Genomic DNA, 16,675 nt, shown 5'->3' with positions numbered 1-16,675 from the left:
ACTTGCCATTGATCAAGTGTATACTCGCGATAAATATTTATTGAGAGAGTCCCATGAGCGACACCTATCCCAACCTTCTGAAACCCCTGGATCTCGGCTTCACTGAACTTAAGAACCGAGTGCTGATGGGGTCCATGCACACGGGCCTGGAAGATCGGTTCTGGAACATCCACAAGTTTGCGCGGTACTTTGCCGAGCGCGCAGAAGGTGGCGTGGGGCTCATGGTGACGGGCGGTTTCTCGCCCAATCTGGTTGGGCAGCTGGCCCCGCTTGCCTCGACCATGAACAACCGGGCAACGGCTCTTTTGCATCGTCATGTGACCGGCGCGGTGCATGAGGCAGGCGGTAAGATCTGTATGCAGATCCTGCACGCAGGGCGTTATGGCTACCAGCCTCTGATTGTCTCGGCGTCGGCAACCAAAGCGCCGATCAGCCCGTTCAAGGCCCGCGCCCTTTCCTCGAAAGGAGTTGAACGTCAGATCAACGATTTCGTCAGTGCCGCGAAGCTCGCCAAATTTGCGGGTTATGATGGCGTCGAGGTGATGGGCTCCGAAGGCTATTTCATCAACCAGTTTTTGTGTGAGCGGACCAACAAGAGAACGGACAAGTGGGGTGGCCCTTACGAGAACCGTATGCGCCTGCCCGTGGAGATTGTCCGCCGTATGCGCGAGGCTGTTGGGCCTGAATTTATCATTATCTACCGGTTGTCCATGCTGGACCTGGTCGAGGGTGGCCAGACCTGGGATCAGATCGTGACGCTGGGCAAGGCCATTGAGCGGGCAGGAGCCACCATCATCAATACCGGGATTGGCTGGCATGAAGCCCGTGTGCCCACCATCGTTACCTCGGTTCCCCGGGGCGGCTTCGCCGATGTCACCGCCAAGTTCTATGGCGAAGTGGATATCCCGGTGTGTACCACCAACCGCATCAACACCCCCGAAAAAGGAGAAGAGATTCTCGCCGCCGGAAAGGCGGATATGGTGTCGATGGCCCGGCCTCTGTTGGCGGACAGCGAGTTTGTTCGCAAAGCCGAGCAGGGGCGCAGTGACGAAATCAACACCTGCATTGCCTGCAACCAGGCGTGTCTTGACCATGCCTTCCAGGCCAAGCGGGCATCGTGCCTTGTAAACCCGAGGGCCTGCCACGAAACCGAGCTGGTGTTGACGGTAGCGCCGGTTGTGCGCCGGGTCGCAGTGGTGGGGGCCGGACCTGCGGGGCTGGCAGCAGCGACCACCGCCGCGAAACGGGGCCACAAGGTGACCCTTTTCGACGCAGACGATCGGATTGGCGGTCAGTTCAACTACGCCAAACGCATCCCGGGCAAGGAAGAATTCTACGAAACCCTTCGTTATTACCAGCGCCAGATAGAGCTGTTGGAGATCGACCTGAAGCTGGGCACGCGCGTGGACGCGGACTCACTCAAGGCCCAGGGCTTTGATGATGTGGTGATCGCCACTGGCGTGAAGCCGAGAACACCGGCAATTGAAGGCATCGATCATCCCAAGGTGCTCGGATACCTCGATGTGCTCCGTCACAACAAACCGGTTGGTGCGACTGTGGCGGTTATTGGTGCCGGCGGTATAGGCTTCGATGTCAGCGAGTTCCTGACGCACGACTTCAGCCACCATCCCGAAGGCGAGCAGGTCAGCGTTGCCGACTGGCAGGCGGAATGGGGCGTCAACCCGGACTTCGATGGCCCCGGAGGCTTGGCCGAGCGCCAGCCAACACCGTCGCCCCGAAAGATTTACCTGATGCAGCGAAAAACCGGCAAGGTCGGCGGCGGTCTGGGCAAGACGTCGGGTTGGGTGCACCGCAACAGCCTGAAGCACCGTGAAGTCGAGATGCTGAGGGGCTGTCGCTATGAGCGGATTGACGACCAGGGGCTGCATATCTCCCTGACCGACAAAGATGGCAAGGTCACGGAGAGCCGGGTGTTGGCCGTGGACAATGTGATTATTTGTGCAGGCCAGGAACCTTATCGGGAACTTTTCGACGAGTTATCGGACTCTGGGGTGACCGCGCATCTGATCGGCGGTGCAGACGTCGCCGAAGAACTGGACGCCAAACGGGCCATCCGGCAGGGAACGGAAGTCGCAGCTAAATTATGACATTACTAATTGCCTTCGCAGTGCTCTCGATTGGCTTCTCCTTTTTATGCTCCATTCTAGAGGCGGCCTTGCTTTCGGTGACTCCGAGCTACATCGCCTCACTGAAAAAAGAGAAGCCGAAGCTTTTCGCCCGGTTGCGAAAACTGAAAGATGATGTGGATGATCCGCTGTCTGCAATCCTTACACTGAACACGGTTGCCCACACCGTGGGCGCCACCGGCGTTGGCGCCCAGGTGACTGTGGTTTTTGGGGAAGCCTGGCTCGGCATTGCCTCTGCGGTAATGACCCTGGCTATCCTGATATTCTCGGAAATTATTCCCAAAACCATTGGTGCCAAATACTGGCGGAGTATTGCGCCACGGCTGCCAGTTATTCTGGGGTTCATGATCAAAGCGCTGCTGCCGTTCATCTGGTTGTCCAAACAGGTCACCCGCCGAATTGGGTCTGGTGAGGCCGACGTTGATATCCGTGCGGAGATCAGCGCCCTGGCGGAGATCGGCAAGGATCAGCAGGCCCTGGACGAAGACGAACGGCGCATGATTCACAACGTCCTGCGATTCCACGAGATCAAGGTCAGTTCTGTGATGACACCAAGGACGGTCTGCAAATACGTTGATCCGGGCATCACTTACGACGAGTTCCGGGAGCAGGTCAGAAAGTCACCGTTCTCCCGATACCCGGTAATCGATGAGGAAGGCGAGGCGCTCGGGTACCTGCATCGGGCAGATCTGATCAACCTCGATTCCGATGTCGACCTGCTCGATCACATGCGCAAGATCAAGCGAGTGAAAGGCAACACCAACATCGAATTCCTGTTCTCGGACATGCTGCGAGAGCGGCAACACCTGGCCGTCGTCTATGACGAATTGGGAACCTGGCTGGGAATAGTGACGCTGGAGGACATACTGGAGACACTTTTGGGCACGGAAATCATGGATGAAACCGATAATGTCTCGAACCTCCGCCGGTATGCGAAGCAGCGCTGGAGCCGGCGTCTGAAGAAGTATGGCTCCGGATAGGAGGGTTTATTTTGGTTAGCGGGCGGCTTTCAAGGCATTTGAAATCGCCTCGGCTTCAGCTTCAAGTACCTGACTTCGAAGGCTGTTTCCCTGCTGCAGTGCCTGCTCGATCTGCTTGCGCTTCATGTCGTACAGCCTGCTCAGAATCTCTGCCTGGCTTTGTCTGATCGGTGCATTCATGGCGGACCTCCCCATAGTGACACCTGTCGGTATTCTTTACGTTTCAGGCCGAACATTGGCCCTCATTGGAAACCGATGCATAACCCGGGCCAGGCAGGGCCGACCAGACATTACCTGACAAAGCGAGAGCGGTAAGCACCCGGTGAAAGCCCGGTATGTTTGCGGAACAGACGCGTGAACGAACTCACGTCTTCGTAGCCCACCAACTGAGTGATTTCATCAATCGGTAACCGCGATTTCTCTAAATGCTGACGTGCCACCTCAATCCGTAGAAGTTGCAGATACCCGGTGGGCGTGTCGCCAGTGGCTGCCTTGAATCGGCGAATCAGAGAACGCTCGGTCAGTCCGCTGAGTGAAGCCAGGAGTTGCAGCGTAACAGGTTCGCTGTAATGACTGTCCAGCCAGTCCTGCAGCTTCAGAATGGCGGCATCAGAATGGTAGCGGCGAGCCTGCAGGGCGCTATAAGGCGCCTGACTGGTCCTCCCCGCATCAATCACAAACGCCTTCGCCAGCTCCCGCGCCACCTGAGCCCCCGCGTACCGTTCCACCAGGTAAATCCCCAGATCCCACCAGGCCATGCCGCCCCCGGCACAGGCAATGTCGCCGTCCACCGTTACCAGCTTGTCAGGCTGAAGGTTCACCGCCGGAAAGCGCTGCCGGAACTGATGGCTGAAGCCCCAATGTGTCGTCGCCTGACGACCATCCAGCAGCCCCGCCTCGGCCAGCATGAACGCACCGGTACAGTTACTCGCTACCCGCACCTGCCCGGCGTCTGAAGACCGAAATTCGCTCAGCCATTCAATAAGCTCCGAATTCCCGGCCAGAACGACTTCGATAGGACCACCAATAGTCGGTATCACCACCAGATCGCTGTCGTCGCCACCCGGTAACAAATCGTTCCAGGCTCCGTCTGGCTGAATAGTCAGTCCGTTAATGCAGCGGCAGGGCGCTCCGTCCTTCGTCAGAAGCCGGGTTGTGAACCGGGGTGTCGGCGCTTCATCGTTAATCCGCGCCCAGGTAACGCCGGCAAGACGGAAAAGATCAATAATGCCAGTGATGGCGCTGGCTAAAGCGCCATCAAAACCGATAACAGAGACCGTTCGCATACATTCTCCAAATTAGGCCACCTTTGGCAATATTGACCATAATTATGTCATAAACGCCGGTTTCCAGGAAAAACCAGTTGTGAGAGGCTAACGACAACAAACAGGAGACCAAGCATGACCGACACCCTGATCGACCGCCGCGACCTGGCGTTCCAGCTCTACGAAGTTCTCGATACCGAAAACCTCACCACCCGCGAGCGCTTCAGCGAACACAACCGCGACACCTTCGATGCCGTCATTGAAACCGCCGACAAGATGGCCCGGGAAAAGTTTGCCACCCATAACAGCGCAGCCGACAAGGACGAACCAAAGTTCGTCAACGGCCAGGTCGAGATGCTGCCGCAGGTGAAGGAAGCCTTCGACGCCTATGCGCAGGCCGGCTTTATCGCAGGACGTTACGACTATGAACTGGGTGGCATGCAGTTGCCTGAATCGGTCATGGCCGCCTGCAACGGTTTCTTCACAGCTGCCAACCCTGGTACCGCCGGCTACCCGTTTCTGACCACGGCTGCCGCCAACCTGATCCGGGTTTTCGGCAACGAACAGCAGAAAACCACCTTCCTTCCGAACATGCTCAGCGGTCGATTCAGCGGCACCATGGCGCTGACCGAACCCCACGCCGGTTCCTCCCTCGCGGATATCCGGACATCCGCGTCGCCCACAGATGAGGGGCACTACCTGATCAAGGGCGCGAAGATTTATATCTCCGGTGGCGAGCAGTCCATCACTGACAACATCGTTCACATGGTGCTGGCCAAGATCAAAGGTGCGCCGGCGGGCGTGAAAGGTATCTCCCTATTCATCGTGCCCAAGTTTCTGGTGGATGGTGAAGGCAATCCCACTGAACGCAACGGCGTCAGCCTCGCTGGTCTGATTCACAAGCTGGGCTACCGTGGCACCACCTCCACCGCCCTGAGCTTCGGTGATGATGCTCCTTGTCACGGCTATCTGGTTGGCGAGCCCCACCAGGGCCTGAAGTATATGTTCCAGATGATGAACGAAGCGCGGGTTGGCGTGGGTTTCGGCGCCGCTGTGATCGGTTATCGCGGCTACATGCACAGCCTCGAATACGCCAAAGATCGCCTGCAGGGCCGTAGGGCCAGCGAGAAGAACCCGGAATCCCCACAGGTGCCGATCATTGATCACGCCGATGTCCGGCGCATGCTGCTGGCCCAGAAAGCCTACAGTGAGGGTGGTTTGGCTTTGTGCCTCTACGGCGCCCGACTGATGGATGACCAGCACACCCATCCCGATGAACAGAAACGCCAGGAAGCCGGAAAGCTGCTGGACCTGCTCACTCCGGTGATCAAAGCATGGCCTTCCGAATACGGCCCCAAGGCTAATGACCTGGCCATTCAGGTATACGGTGGCGCAGGTTACACCCGGGAGTATCCGGTAGAGCAGTGCTGGCGTGACAACCGCCTTAACCCGATTCACGAAGGCACCAATGGTATCCAGGCCATGGACCTGCTGGGCCGTAAGATCTGGCAGGATCAGAGCCACGGTTTGCAGCTGCTCATGCAGGAGATGCAGGTAGATCTTCAGGCAGCCACCACCGATCGTTGCCAGCAATGGGCCCTGTCCCTGAGTGAAACCCTGCAGCAGGCAGTGAAGGTTACCCAAAGCCTGGGTAAATCCCTGATGGAAGGCGATCCCGACAAAACCCTGGCCAATGCCTCCTGCTACCTGCACCTGTTCGGGCACATTATGGTGGCCTGGATGTGGCTGCGTCAGGCCAATGCGGCCTCCCATGCCCTGGGTTCCGCAAATACCGATGATGAGCGCAATTTCTACCAGGGCAAACTGCAGGCGGCCCAATACTTCTTCCATTGGGAATTGCCAACCGTGGCTCAGGATCTGGTGCTGCTGCGCAATCAGGACGATACCTGCCTGAACATGAAATCGGAGTGGTTCTGATGGCTCTGGTAAATGTTGAGAAGAAAAATCACATCTTGCTGATCGGGCTGAACCGCCCGGAAAAAATGAACGCCATGAACCGCGAGATGTACCACCAGATTGCGGCGGCCTACCACCAGCTGGAAAACGACCCGGAGCTACGGGTCGGCCTGATGTATGCCGAGGGCGACCACTTCACCAGCGGCCTGCAACTGGACGACTGGGCCGGTGTCTTTGCCAATGGCAAAGGTATCGAACCGGGCGAGGGCGAACTGGATCCGTTCCATATCACTGGTCAGGCGCTGAGCAAACCCGTGGTCTTCGCGGCCCAAGGTATCTGCTTCACCTGCGGCGTGGAAATGATGCTCAACACCGACGTGCGCGTCGCGGCCAAAGGCACTCGCTTTGCCCAACTGGAAGTCAAACGCGGCATCTTTGCCTGCGGTGGTGCCACCATCCGCCTCCAGCGTGAAATCGGCTGGGGCAATGCCCAGCGTTACCTTCTGACTGGCGATGAGTGGACCGCCGATCAGGCGTATCAGTGGGGGTTAATTCAGGAACTGGTGGAACCCGGCGAGCAGTTTAACGTTGCGTTGGAAATCGCTGAAAAAATTGCCAAGGCTGCACCGTTGGGTGTGCAAGGCAGTCTGAAATCCTCGAAGATCGCTGTCAGCGAGGGACAGGAGGCTGCGAAACAGCGTTTGTTCCCGGATCTGCAGCCGGTCATGGCCAGCGAGGACGTAAAAGAGGGAATCCAGTCTTTCCTGGAACGGCGCGAAGCTGTTTTTAAAGGCAAGTGACTTCTAAATTTCCTCGGGAAACACGGGCTCTAGGGGCTAAAAGAAGCTGGCGAATTCATCAGAATTATGGGCAGCCGACCGGAGTCTTCCTTCCGGGAGTGTGAGCAGCAGGGATGCTGCGATCAAGCCCCCATGGATGGGTTCACGGCGTCTCCCGGAAGGAAGACTCCGGTTGGCTGCATGCTCTATAACGTCAAGGCTTGGGGGCAAGACTTCAGGCGGCCTCGGAATTCCCGGGTTCGCGACGAGCCTTCGCTTCAGCCGCTACCTCCGCAGCATAATCCGAATACTTGGCCATCAGCTCCTCCTTCCGATCCGGATCCCAATTGATTTTACTCAGATCCCCCTCGTAGTGGTCAATCACCCGCTTATCCATGGTTTCATACCACCATTGCGGCAGGTAAGCCGGCAACAGCATCGACGCATAACCACCCGGCAACTGCGGCGCCTTCTCGAAATGCCTCAGGGCCTGGAAGCTGCGTTGTGGGTGGGCATGATGATCCGAATGCCGCTGCAACTGGTACAGGAACAGGTTGGTCACAATATGATTGCTGTTCCAGCTGTGCTCCGGCTGGGTACGCTCGTACTTGCCGTTCTTGTCCTTCTGACGGAGCAGGCCATAGTGCTCAATGTAATTCACACTCTCCAGCAGGCTTGCGCCATACACCGCCTGGGCCGCCAGGAATGGTACTGCCCGTGGGCCGCAAACCAAGGTTGTCGCGCCAAAGAACCCGGCGCTCATGGCCCAGCCCTGCAACAACTCATTATCCAGGCTCCAGAAGCCCTTGCCTTTGCGGGCAAGCCGCGCCTTCTCAATCCTGATGGAGGATTTGATGCCACCCAGCACCGTACGGGGAAGGAACTTCCAGAAACTCTCGCCCATGCGGCTGCTGACCGGATCCTCCGGTGTGGCCACCCGCTTATGGTGGCCGAAGTTGTGTTCGACAACGAAGTGGGTATACCCGGTGGGCGCCAGAGCCGCCATCGCCAACAGCTTGTTCAGTCTGTTCGATTTGTGACCCAGCTCATGGGCCGTGTTGATGCCTACGCCATTGATGGCACCAACGGTAAGCGTCAGGCCGATTTTATCGTCCAGGGGCGTATCCTTGCGGCTGGCCAGCCAGGCGCCCATGAGGGTCATGGCGTACTGGGTCGGAATAAAGGCCTTCACGATCCGGTCGTAGTACTTGTCCCGTTCCAGGGTCTCCACTGCGGATTCCGGCGGGTTGCTCTGGTCCTCACCAATGGCCCTGTCCAGCGCCGGAATGATGCCGTGCACCAGAGCAGGGCCGGTCCAGGCCAGGGCTTTCAGTTTTTTGGGGGCCAGGGCGTAACCGGTCAGGGCCGCGAGCCCGATGCCCGGCAGGACAGGGCCGAGTAACCACATATAGCGTTTCGGATCCTTCCAGTTGCCAGTGGAGCCGGATTCGGCGGGGGAAACGACATTATGCGATTCCGGGTTGTCGTGGGTCTTGGCGTTCATTGTGTTCTCCCGTTCGGTGCGCGTAATGTCAATTTATGTCGGACAATCTGGCAATGCAACGACCGTCCGGCAGAGCGGGGTAGCTTGGCGCAAAATGACAAATATCATTCTTTTGGCGAAATCCCGTTTTCTGAGCCAGACTTCGGGGAAAACAAGAATTCGACGGTAGTGAAGAATCAGCTATGCCAAATTTTCCCTCCACTCCCTCCGCTACGGCTTCGTACTCAGTTCAGGGTATGCTTCAGGAGTATCTGGGCTCAGGGCAACTGACCGAGGTGGTTTACCGGGACAGCGCCGGCCAGATATGCACGGTGCACGATGTTATTCGTGAGCTTTGCAGTCGCGCAGGGCAGGATTTCCTGCTGCTCGGACGAGGCACCATGCTCCCGCTCGATCATGTCATCACCATTAATGGCCGGCTGCTGGCAGGCAGCACAGGCTAACCAAAGGGTAATCGCCGGGTAATTGCCTTTGGGCCGGGCCTCGCCGTACCCTGTTTCGCGTTGTAAATATTTATCAACAGAGGGATATGGTATGAACAAGCTCACGCTGGGTGCGCTTTTGGTGGTTCTGACACTGGGCCTTGCTGCCTGCGGTTCGGAGGACAACGAAGGCGTGGATGTCGAGCAGGCTGCGGACAACGCCGGAAACATGATGGAAGAGGCTGGCGATTCAGTCGAGGAAACCTACGAGGATGCTACTGGCCAGAACGAAAGCGTCATGGGAGAGTTACAGGAAGGAGCGGAAAACGCAGCTGAGGAGATGGGAGATGCCGCTGAGGAAGCGGGTGACAGGGTAGAGGAGGCTACTCAATAACTCTCCGATAACTCTCTAATTTCCGCCGGCGCGCCTCTGTTTGCGCTGGCGGGTCCTGGTCATCAGCGTCCGGGGAGGAGAGTGAGTCGAATCTTTTGCGGCCAGACAACCTTAATGCCTGAGTAACACAAATGTAGGATTAACGTCATAACCAGCCCCTATCTTTTTAGCGGAGTCGATCCGGAATTCTGTTCGATGAACAGGTTGTACCGGAGTGGCAGACAACAACACCGTTGAAAGGATATGCGCTATGAATCTGGAAAGAGCGTTAATTTCCGTGGCGATCGGGCTGGCATTGTCCGCCAGTGTCGTCGCAGAGATACTACCGACCTCACAAAAGGGCAATACCTGGTTTATTAACGCCGCGGCACAGCTTCAGCAGAAGCTCTCCCTGAAGTCCTCGGATAAGGCGAAAAACGTCATTCTGTTTGTGGGCGATGGCATGGGGGTGTCCACCCTTACCGCTGCGCGCATTCTGGAAGGCCAGAGGCAGGGCAGTCCGGGCGAGGAAAATCTGCTGAGCTTTGAGAGTTTCCCCTTCACGACACTCGTGAAAACCTATAACACCGATGCCCAGGTTCCGGATTCAGCGGGCACCATGACCGCCATGATGTCTGGTTTGAAAACCGATGCGGGCGTGCTGGGCGTGGACGAGGATGTCCAGCGGGGTGATTGCAGCACGGTTGCAGGCAATGAAGTAGTAACCGCTCTGGAGCTTGCGGAAATCAAGGGTTTATCCACTGGTGTGGTCTCCACCGCACGCATTACCCACGCCACACCCGCCGCTGCCTATGCCAAATCGGCAGATCGCAACTGGGAAGACATTTCGGATATGCCTGCTGAAGCGGTTCAGGCCGGTTGCAAGGACATTGCCGATCAGCTGGTCAGTTTCGAGCAACTTCTGGAACAACGTTACGCTGGCGTGGATACCGATGGGATTGACGTGGTCATGGGCGGCGGCCGTCGCCACTTCCTGCCAAATGATGCCAGGTTCAACAGCCCGGATGCGCGATCCAGTGTCGAAGGCGACCGCACCGATGGCCGCAACCTGGTCACCGAGTGGCAGGCTCAGTATCCACAAGGCGTATACGTGTATGACAAGGCCGGTTTCGACAGCGTCAACGCCGCAACCACGTCCAGGTTGTTCGGCCTGTTCAACGAGTCGCACATGCAGTACGAGGCTGACCGTGGCAACGATGTTGCCGGTGAGCCGTCACTGAGTGAGATGACTGCCAAGGCCATCGACATTCTGGATAACGATCCGGACGGGTTTTTCCTGACCGTCGAAGCGGGCCGCGTTGACCACGCCCACCACGCCGGCAGTGCCAATGGCGCCTTAACCGATACCATTGAACTGGCCGAAGCCGTAAAAGTGGCCGCGGATCAAACCAACCCGGAGGATACCCTGATTATTGTCACCGCTGATCACAGCCATGTGTTCACGATGGCCGGTTATCCGAAGCGGGGCAACCCGATTCTGGGCAAGGTGGTTAATGTTGGCGAGACGCAGCCGGCACTGGCCGCCGATGGCATGCCCTACACCACCCTGGGGTACGCCAACGGACTCGGTTTCCGTAATCTTGGTATGGAAACGGATTCAGACGTGGCCTACAGCCAGGCACCTAACGCCGGACGTCAGAATCTTACTGGCGTGGATACCACCACCACTGGTTATCACCAGGAGGCGCTGGTTCCGCTTGGTAGCGAGACCCATTCCGGTGAGGACGTCAGTCTGCATGCAAAAGGACCGGGTGCTCATCTGGCGCAGGGAACCATCGAACAAAGCACGGTTTTTCACCTGATCGACCAGGCTCTGGGCTTAATCGAAGAATAAGGAGCAAGGCAATGAACAAATTCTTTTACAGCGCACTGACGGCTTCAATGTTTGTCCTGACCGGGTGCACGGATGACGACGATAACAGCCCCGTGCAGCCAGCCGATGAGGCTGTGACCAGCCTTTCCTCGCAACAACTGGAAACGTCGCTGACCAACCCCTGGTTCCAGCAGGGCCAACAGGATATCGAAGCGGCGAAAGCGGCCTGGGCCGAGGTTACCGGTACCGTGGCCCCTGTCACTCAATCGGGCTCCCTGCAGGCGGCCATCGCCGATGCACGGGGCAAGGCAAAGAACGTTATCCTGTTCGTGGGCGATGGCATGGGCGTTTCAACCGTCACAGCGGCGCGTATTCTGGATGGCCAGAATCAGGGCAAGCCGGGGGAAGAGCATCAACTGAGCTTCGAGCGTTTTCCGTTCGCCGGCTTGGCCAAAACTTATAACGTAGATGCGCAAGTGCCCGACTCCGCTGGCACAATGACAGCCATGGTGTCTGGTGTAAAAACCGATGTAGGCGTGCTTGGCGTGGACGAAGACGTTAGCCGGGGCGATTGTGGTTCGGCCACGGGTAACGAGCTGATGACACTGACGGAGCTGGCGGAACTTGCTGGCAAGGCCACCGGGGTGGTATCGACTGCCCGTATCACTCACGCCACGCCGGCAGCCACCTACGCCAAGTCGGCAGATCGTAACTGGGAAGACATCTCCGATATGCCTCCCGAGGCAGTTACCGACGGCTGCCAGGATATTGCCGACCAACTGGTGAACTTTGAAGCAAACCTCGAAGCACGCACCGGCGCGGATATTGACGGCCTTGATGTGGTCATGGGCGGCGGCCGTCGCCACTTCCTGCCAAATGATGCCAGGTTCAACAGCCCGGATGCGCGATCCAGTGTCGAAGGCGACCGCACCGATGGCCGCAACCTGGTCACCGAGTGGCAGGCTCAGTATCCACAAGGCGTATACGTGTATGACAATGCCGGTTTCGACAGCGTCAACGCCGCAACCACGTCCAGGTTGTTCGGCCTGTTCAACGAGTCGCACATGCAGTACGAGGCTGACCGTGGCAATGATGTTGCCGGTGAGCCGTCACTGAGTGAGATGACTGCCAAGGCCATCGACATTCTGGATAACGATCCGGACGGGTTTTTCCTGACCGTCGAAGCGGGCCGCGTTGACCACGCCCACCACGCCGGCAGTGCCAATGGCGCCTTAACCGATACCATTGAACTGGCCGAAGCCGTAAAAGTGGCCGCGGATCAAACCAACCCGGAGGATACCCTGATTATTGTCACCGCTGATCACAGCCATGTGTTCACGATGGCCGGTTATCCCAAGCGCGGCAACCCCATTCTCGGTAAGGTGGTGAGCATTGGGGCGGAGCAGCCTGAACTGGCGTCGGATGATCTGCCATACACCACCCTGGGGTATGCCAATGGCCTCGGCATGCGCGACTATGGAAGCGAGACCGATGCGGACCGTACCTATGGCGACCCCATCAACGCCGGCCGAAAGGACCTGACCAACGTTGACACCACCACGCCGGGCTTCCACCAGGAGTCATTGGTGCCACTGGGCAGCGAGACACATGCCGGTGAGGATGTGGGCATTTATGCCAGGGGGCCGGGTGCCCATCTGGTAACGGGCACCAACGAGCAGAACATGATCTATCACATAATGGATTATGCCTCGGATATCAGCGGGGCTGCCAACCTGGCTGTGCGATAAATCCCGGGATTAATAGCTAAAAACGCGCTAAACACCGCAAGCCCTGCCCACTTGGTAACAGAGTGAGTCGGGTTTGCGGTTTTTTGTTTCAGAAACCCCTTTTCCTGCCGATAAGCCAGTTACATACACTAAAGTATGAGTTATAAACTCATATCAATTTATTAGTCTCCATGATGGCCTTAAATAACAAAATATTGGTAGAAGCAACGATAAAGAAGAGGTTCCTATGGGGTTGCTGGATCGGGCTTCAATAATATTGGGGGTGGTGAGTGCTGTTGTTCTTGCGGTCATCAGTGCAGTGGTGGCGCCTTTGCTAGGCCTTGAACCGGCATCAATACTGGTTGGACTGGTGGTTGGCCTTGCAGCCGCCGCCGGCTTTCTGGTCATCCGGGTGCTGGAGCCTGCCGAACGCGGTCTCAGGGCTCTGGATAAGGGCACCCTGGCAGAAGATCATCCGCTCCGGGCCCATTGCCGGCAGCTGCTTTCCGATGCGAAAGCCGGGCGGGCTCTGGTGGAAACCCTCTCCGGAAGCGCTGACAGGAACGCTATTTCCGCCGCCCAGGTCTCCTTTGCCGCAGACCAGCTCAAGATCCGGCTGGACCGTCAGGTTGAAGAAACCGCCCAGATGGCCGATTACGCGGGCCAGATTACCGAGACCGTGCGGGAATCCTCCGAGCAGGCGACCGATGCCGCCACCATGGCTCTCCAGAATAAGCAGGTCAGTACCGAGGGGCGCGAAGCGCTGGTCTCGGCCATCGATAGTGTGCGCGCGGTACACCAGCAGTCCGGTGAGAATCTCCGGCTGATCCAGGAGCTGAACGAGAAATCCAACAAGATCCAGGGCGTGACCGCCACCATTCAGGGTATTGCCGAGCAAACCAATCTGCTTGCACTCAATGCGGCCATTGAGGCCGCCCGTGCGGGTGATCAGGGTCGCGGATTTGCCGTGGTGGCGGATGAGGTGCGTCAGCTGGCGGGCCGCACGGCCCAGGCGACCGGTGAAGTGGCGGAAACCCTCGAGGAAATACGGTCCGATACCACACTGATTGTATCCCGCATTGAAGATCTTGCCCGCAGCATTGAGGAGGGCCTGACGTCTGTGGAAAGCGTGGGTGAGCGTCTGGAACAGATCAGCGAACAATCTGATCGGGTCCAGCAGCAGGTTGCCCGGATAGCCGAAATAGATCAGAACAACGAGCAGAGTCTGGCCCAGGTGTTCTCCGCCATTGAAACGGTGCGTGACCAGATTTCCGAGAGCGATACCAGCGTTTCCTCGCTGGCGGAGCAGGCTGCTACTTTGATGGAGCTTGCGGAAAAAGCCAATGCTTCATTTGCCCTGAACAGCGAAGCCAGTTATCACCGGCCGTTCTTCGATCAGGCCAGAGCGGGCGCTGACCAGATCGGCCAGATGTTCGAGCAGGCAATCCGGGATGGCAAGCTCTCAGAAAGCGCGCTGTTCGACAAGAGCCGGACTCCCATCCCGAACACGCACCCGCCAAAGTACTCAAGCAGCTTTGACAAATTTACCGATCAATACCTGCCGACCATCCAGGAGCAGGTGAAAAACGCCCATGAGGCCATTGTCTTTGCCATAGCCGCTGCGCCTGACGGGTATGTACCGACCCACAACAGGGATTTCGCCCACGCACCGACCGGAGATCCGAAGGTGGATCTGGTCAAGAGCCGGAGCAAGCGGCTGTTCAACGACCGAACGGGCATTCGTTGTGGCACGCACACCGAGAACATGCTTTTGCAAACCTATCGCAGGGATACCGGCGAAATCATGCATGATCTCTCCGTACCTATTTATGTGAATGGCAAGCATTGGGGCGGTTTCCGCCTGGGCTACCGTCCGGACAATCACTGACCGCGGCGGGATTTTCGGCCACGGGGGCTGTGGTAGACTCCGATTAATAGATCAATAGGAGACTTGTCTTGGCTGAACCGGAGTTTATTCCTGCCGACACGGACCCCGCCTCCCGCCGAAGTGATCCGGCGCGTAACCTGGCGGTGGTGGTCTACATCCTTCAGGCGCTGTCGTTTTTCGTAGGAGGCATTACCGGTCTGGTGGGCGTGATCATCAATTACGTCAAACTGGACGACGTCCGTAATACCTGGGTGGAGCGGCACTTCCGCTGGCAGATTCGCACCTTCTGGATCGGCCTGCTCTGGACCGTGATTGGCATAGTGACCACGCCGATCATCATCGGATGGTTTATTCTCCTTGGTATTTCTATCTGGATCATCTACCGGATCGTGAAAGGGGCTCTGGCCCTGAATGACGGCAAGGCGCCCTCCTGAACGGGCGACCGTTATCAGTCTTCGGTCACTTCCTTCAGCCCCATGGCACTGAACATCCCAGCCAGCCCCATCAGGCCCAGAACGATGATGACCGCCACTTCTGAGATCATTGACACGAGGGCGGTGAGGCCGCCGGTAACAAGCAGCAGAACACCGATGACCGTGTTGCTCACCGCCGTGTAATCGGTACGCTTGTTGCCCCCTGCCATGTCCACCAGATAGGTTTTACGCCCCAGCCTGACGCCCGCATGGGCAATGCTCAGTACGAAAAACGCAATCGGGTAAAACCAGACGCTGCCGATTTCCGTCCCGATAAACAGCGCGGTGAAGCCGACGATCAGGCACACACCGCTGGCCATTGCCGCCCCACGGATCATGACTCTCCGACTGGAGGTGTCTGCAGCCCAGCCCCAGAAGCTGGCACTGAGCGAGCTGGCGAGGCTGCTGGCCAGCAGGAAAACGCCCAACATCCAGCCAATGTCGGATTCTTTCTGTGCCAGTACGACCAAATAGGGTGAAGCCAGTGCCGAGCTGAGCAGCAGGGCCCGGGTAATCACGAAGTTCCGGAACGGAACGTCATCCCGGAGCAGGGACAGGCTTCGAAATGCCTCGTTGATGGCATTTCCGCCGCCACCGGTTTCACCGTCGTATTCTTCCACTCCGGCAAACAGCAGGCCGGCGATCACCCAGAGTGCCGCGGCCAGAAGTAATAATACGGTGTAAAAGGCGAGGGTGGGGTCGCCGCGTTCCCAGAACAGCAGCGCGGTCAACACAACGGTGGCGGTGCCGCCAATGGTGGAGGCGAGCCCGCCGAGCCTTCCCCGGCGGGTTTTCGGGATGCATTTGCCCTGTACATCTTTCATGGATACGGAGCAGAATCCACGGGCGAGGGAAAATACAATGAGGGCTGCAATGATCCCGGAACCTGCGGCATACCCCTCGAAAAACCAGATGCTGGCCGCCATGGCCACAACACTGGCGGCCTGTCCGAAGCTTCCAAGAGTCCAGAACCACTTGCGAACAGGTTTGCGGCGGACCCAGGCCGCAATGACCATCTGTGGGACGAGGGAACCGGATTCCCGGATCGGCACCAGCCAGGCCACCAGCGCGGGTGCACCAATGGCGCTCATCAACCAGGCCAATACGGTTTTGGGACTGATCAGCAGGTCGCCCAGTTTGGTCAGGACGTTGCTGGCAAGAATCAGAAAGAAATTGCGCGGCACTTCGCGACAGGCGTCATCGGAGATGTCGGTACAGACCCGTGCATCCTCTTCGTTGGCAATCAGGCCATAAAGTTGTTCGATGGTGTCCTTTCCGCTCTCAGGCAAACCGCTATCCTCCGGAAAATGTGTCGAAAGGATACCAGTGTGGCGCGGTATCCTTAAGTCCGGATTACGGCAACTGC

General features: G+C 57.8%; 14 protein-coding genes. 10 read left to right on the top strand and 4 right to left on the bottom strand.

The window, feature by feature from the left end; all coding sequences use genetic code 11:
* Window positions 1–53: 53 nt before the first annotated feature.
* A complete protein-coding gene (locus tag AC5JQH_RS04075) occupies window positions 54–2,108 on the top strand; it encodes an NADPH-dependent 2,4-dienoyl-CoA reductase (RefSeq protein ID WP_104269877.1) in 2,055 nt (684 codons plus the stop codon).
* Complete coding sequence (locus AC5JQH_RS04070) at window positions 2,105–3,127, top strand: CNNM domain-containing protein (protein ID WP_430415124.1); 1,023 nt, start codon at window positions 2,105–2,107, stop codon at window positions 3,125–3,127. Before AC5JQH_RS04075 ends, AC5JQH_RS04070 begins: the two co-directional genes overlap by 4 nt.
* Window positions 3,128–3,142: 15 nt before the next feature.
* Here AC5JQH_RS04070 and AC5JQH_RS04065 read toward each other — a convergent pair whose 3' ends face one another.
* Window positions 3,143–3,307, bottom strand: a complete 165-nt coding sequence (locus AC5JQH_RS04065) for a hypothetical protein (protein ID WP_014577861.1) — start codon at window positions 3,305–3,307, stop codon at window positions 3,143–3,145.
* 110 nt (window positions 3,308–3,417) lie between these two features.
* Window positions 3,418–4,413: a GlxA family transcriptional regulator gene (locus AC5JQH_RS04060; protein WP_474545772.1), complete on the bottom strand. Its 996-nt coding sequence runs from the start codon at window positions 4,411–4,413 to the stop codon at window positions 3,418–3,420.
* A 114-nt stretch (window positions 4,414–4,527) separates the two neighbouring features.
* On the opposite strand from AC5JQH_RS04060, the gene AC5JQH_RS04055 reads away from it, so the two are divergent.
* A complete protein-coding gene (locus tag AC5JQH_RS04055) occupies window positions 4,528–6,330 on the top strand; it encodes an acyl-CoA dehydrogenase (RefSeq protein WP_273158163.1) in 1,803 nt (600 codons plus the stop codon).
* Complete coding sequence (locus AC5JQH_RS04050; RefSeq protein ID WP_493805323.1) at window positions 6,330–7,109, top strand: crotonase/enoyl-CoA hydratase family protein; 780 nt, start codon at window positions 6,330–6,332, stop codon at window positions 7,107–7,109. Before AC5JQH_RS04055 ends, AC5JQH_RS04050 begins: the two co-directional genes overlap by 1 nt.
* A 214-nt stretch (window positions 7,110–7,323) precedes the next feature.
* Here AC5JQH_RS04050 and AC5JQH_RS04045 read toward each other — a convergent pair whose 3' ends face one another.
* Window positions 7,324–8,592 (bottom strand): alkane 1-monooxygenase, encoded by a 1,269-nt coding sequence (locus AC5JQH_RS04045; RefSeq protein ID WP_493805322.1) that lies wholly within the window; start codon window positions 8,590–8,592, stop codon window positions 7,324–7,326.
* A 182-nt stretch (window positions 8,593–8,774) separates the two neighbouring features.
* Here AC5JQH_RS04045 and AC5JQH_RS04040 point away from each other — a divergent pair, with 182 nt between their 5' ends.
* From AC5JQH_RS04040 to AC5JQH_RS04015, 6 genes are all read left to right on the top strand, one after another.
* Entirely contained in the window at window positions 8,775–9,035 is a 261-nt protein-coding gene (locus AC5JQH_RS04040) for a hypothetical protein (RefSeq protein WP_053112753.1), read from the top strand.
* 91 nt (window positions 9,036–9,126) lie between these two features.
* Window positions 9,127–9,408: a hypothetical protein gene (locus tag AC5JQH_RS04035; protein WP_008174002.1), complete on the top strand. Its 282-nt coding sequence runs from the start codon at window positions 9,127–9,129 to the stop codon at window positions 9,406–9,408.
* 250 nt (window positions 9,409–9,658) lie between these two features.
* On the top strand, window positions 9,659–11,242 hold the full coding sequence (locus AC5JQH_RS04030) for an alkaline phosphatase family protein (RefSeq protein WP_053112752.1): 1,584 nt from the start codon (window positions 9,659–9,661) through the stop codon (window positions 11,240–11,242).
* An 11-nt stretch (window positions 11,243–11,253) separates the two neighbouring features.
* Window positions 11,254–12,969: an alkaline phosphatase family protein gene (locus tag AC5JQH_RS04025; protein WP_008174007.1), complete on the top strand. Its 1,716-nt coding sequence runs from the start codon at window positions 11,254–11,256 to the stop codon at window positions 12,967–12,969.
* A gap of 226 nt (window positions 12,970–13,195) precedes the next feature.
* Complete coding sequence (locus AC5JQH_RS04020) at window positions 13,196–14,836, top strand: methyl-accepting chemotaxis protein (RefSeq protein WP_053112751.1); 1,641 nt, start codon at window positions 13,196–13,198, stop codon at window positions 14,834–14,836.
* A 68-nt stretch (window positions 14,837–14,904) separates the two neighbouring features.
* Window positions 14,905–15,270 carry a DUF4870 family protein gene (locus tag AC5JQH_RS04015; protein WP_053112750.1) on the top strand — a complete coding sequence of 122 codons (366 nt, stop codon included), beginning with the start codon at window positions 14,905–14,907 and terminating at the stop codon, window positions 15,268–15,270.
* Window positions 15,271–15,284: 14 nt separating this feature from the next.
* Here the strand turns inward: AC5JQH_RS04015 and AC5JQH_RS04010 are convergent, their stop codons facing one another.
* The gene (locus AC5JQH_RS04010; protein ID WP_053112749.1) at window positions 15,285–16,598 is read right to left on the bottom strand and encodes an MFS transporter; all 1,314 of its coding nucleotides are present in this window, start codon (window positions 16,596–16,598) and stop codon (window positions 15,285–15,287) included.
* Window positions 16,599–16,675 lie beyond the last annotated feature (77 nt).

The sequence above is a fragment of the Marinobacter sp. H13 genome, assembly GCF_059072335.1.
This window is presented reverse-complemented; position numbering and strand designations above follow the sequence as displayed.

What these genes read in the sequence shown, in the direction of transcription:
- AC5JQH_RS04045 (WP_493805322.1), bottom strand. Translation starts at nt 8,592, where the DNA reads ATGAACGCCAAGACCCACGACAACCCGGAATCGCATAATGTCGTTTCC.
- AC5JQH_RS04060 (WP_474545772.1), bottom strand. Translation starts at nt 4,413, where the DNA reads ATGCGAACGGTCTCTGTTATCGGTTTTGATGGCGCTTTAGCCAGCGCC.
- AC5JQH_RS04065 (WP_014577861.1), bottom strand. Translation starts at nt 3,307, where the DNA reads ATGAATGCACCGATCAGACAAAGCCAGGCAGAGATTCTGAGCAGGCTG.
- AC5JQH_RS04075 (WP_104269877.1), top strand. Translation starts at nt 54, where the DNA reads ATGAGCGACACCTATCCCAACCTTCTGAAACCCCTGGATCTCGGCTTC.
- AC5JQH_RS04040 (WP_053112753.1), top strand. Translation starts at nt 8,775, where the DNA reads ATGCCAAATTTTCCCTCCACTCCCTCCGCTACGGCTTCGTACTCAGTT.
- AC5JQH_RS04035 (WP_008174002.1), top strand. Translation starts at nt 9,127, where the DNA reads ATGAACAAGCTCACGCTGGGTGCGCTTTTGGTGGTTCTGACACTGGGC.
- AC5JQH_RS04055 (WP_273158163.1), top strand. Translation starts at nt 4,528, where the DNA reads ATGACCGACACCCTGATCGACCGCCGCGACCTGGCGTTCCAGCTCTAC.
- AC5JQH_RS04050 (WP_493805323.1), top strand. Translation starts at nt 6,330, where the DNA reads ATGGCTCTGGTAAATGTTGAGAAGAAAAATCACATCTTGCTGATCGGG.
- AC5JQH_RS04070 (WP_430415124.1), top strand. Translation starts at nt 2,105, where the DNA reads ATGACATTACTAATTGCCTTCGCAGTGCTCTCGATTGGCTTCTCCTTT.
- AC5JQH_RS04025 (WP_008174007.1), top strand. Translation starts at nt 11,254, where the DNA reads ATGAACAAATTCTTTTACAGCGCACTGACGGCTTCAATGTTTGTCCTG.
- AC5JQH_RS04030 (WP_053112752.1), top strand. Translation starts at nt 9,659, where the DNA reads ATGAATCTGGAAAGAGCGTTAATTTCCGTGGCGATCGGGCTGGCATTG.
- AC5JQH_RS04020 (WP_053112751.1), top strand. Translation starts at nt 13,196, where the DNA reads ATGGGGTTGCTGGATCGGGCTTCAATAATATTGGGGGTGGTGAGTGCT.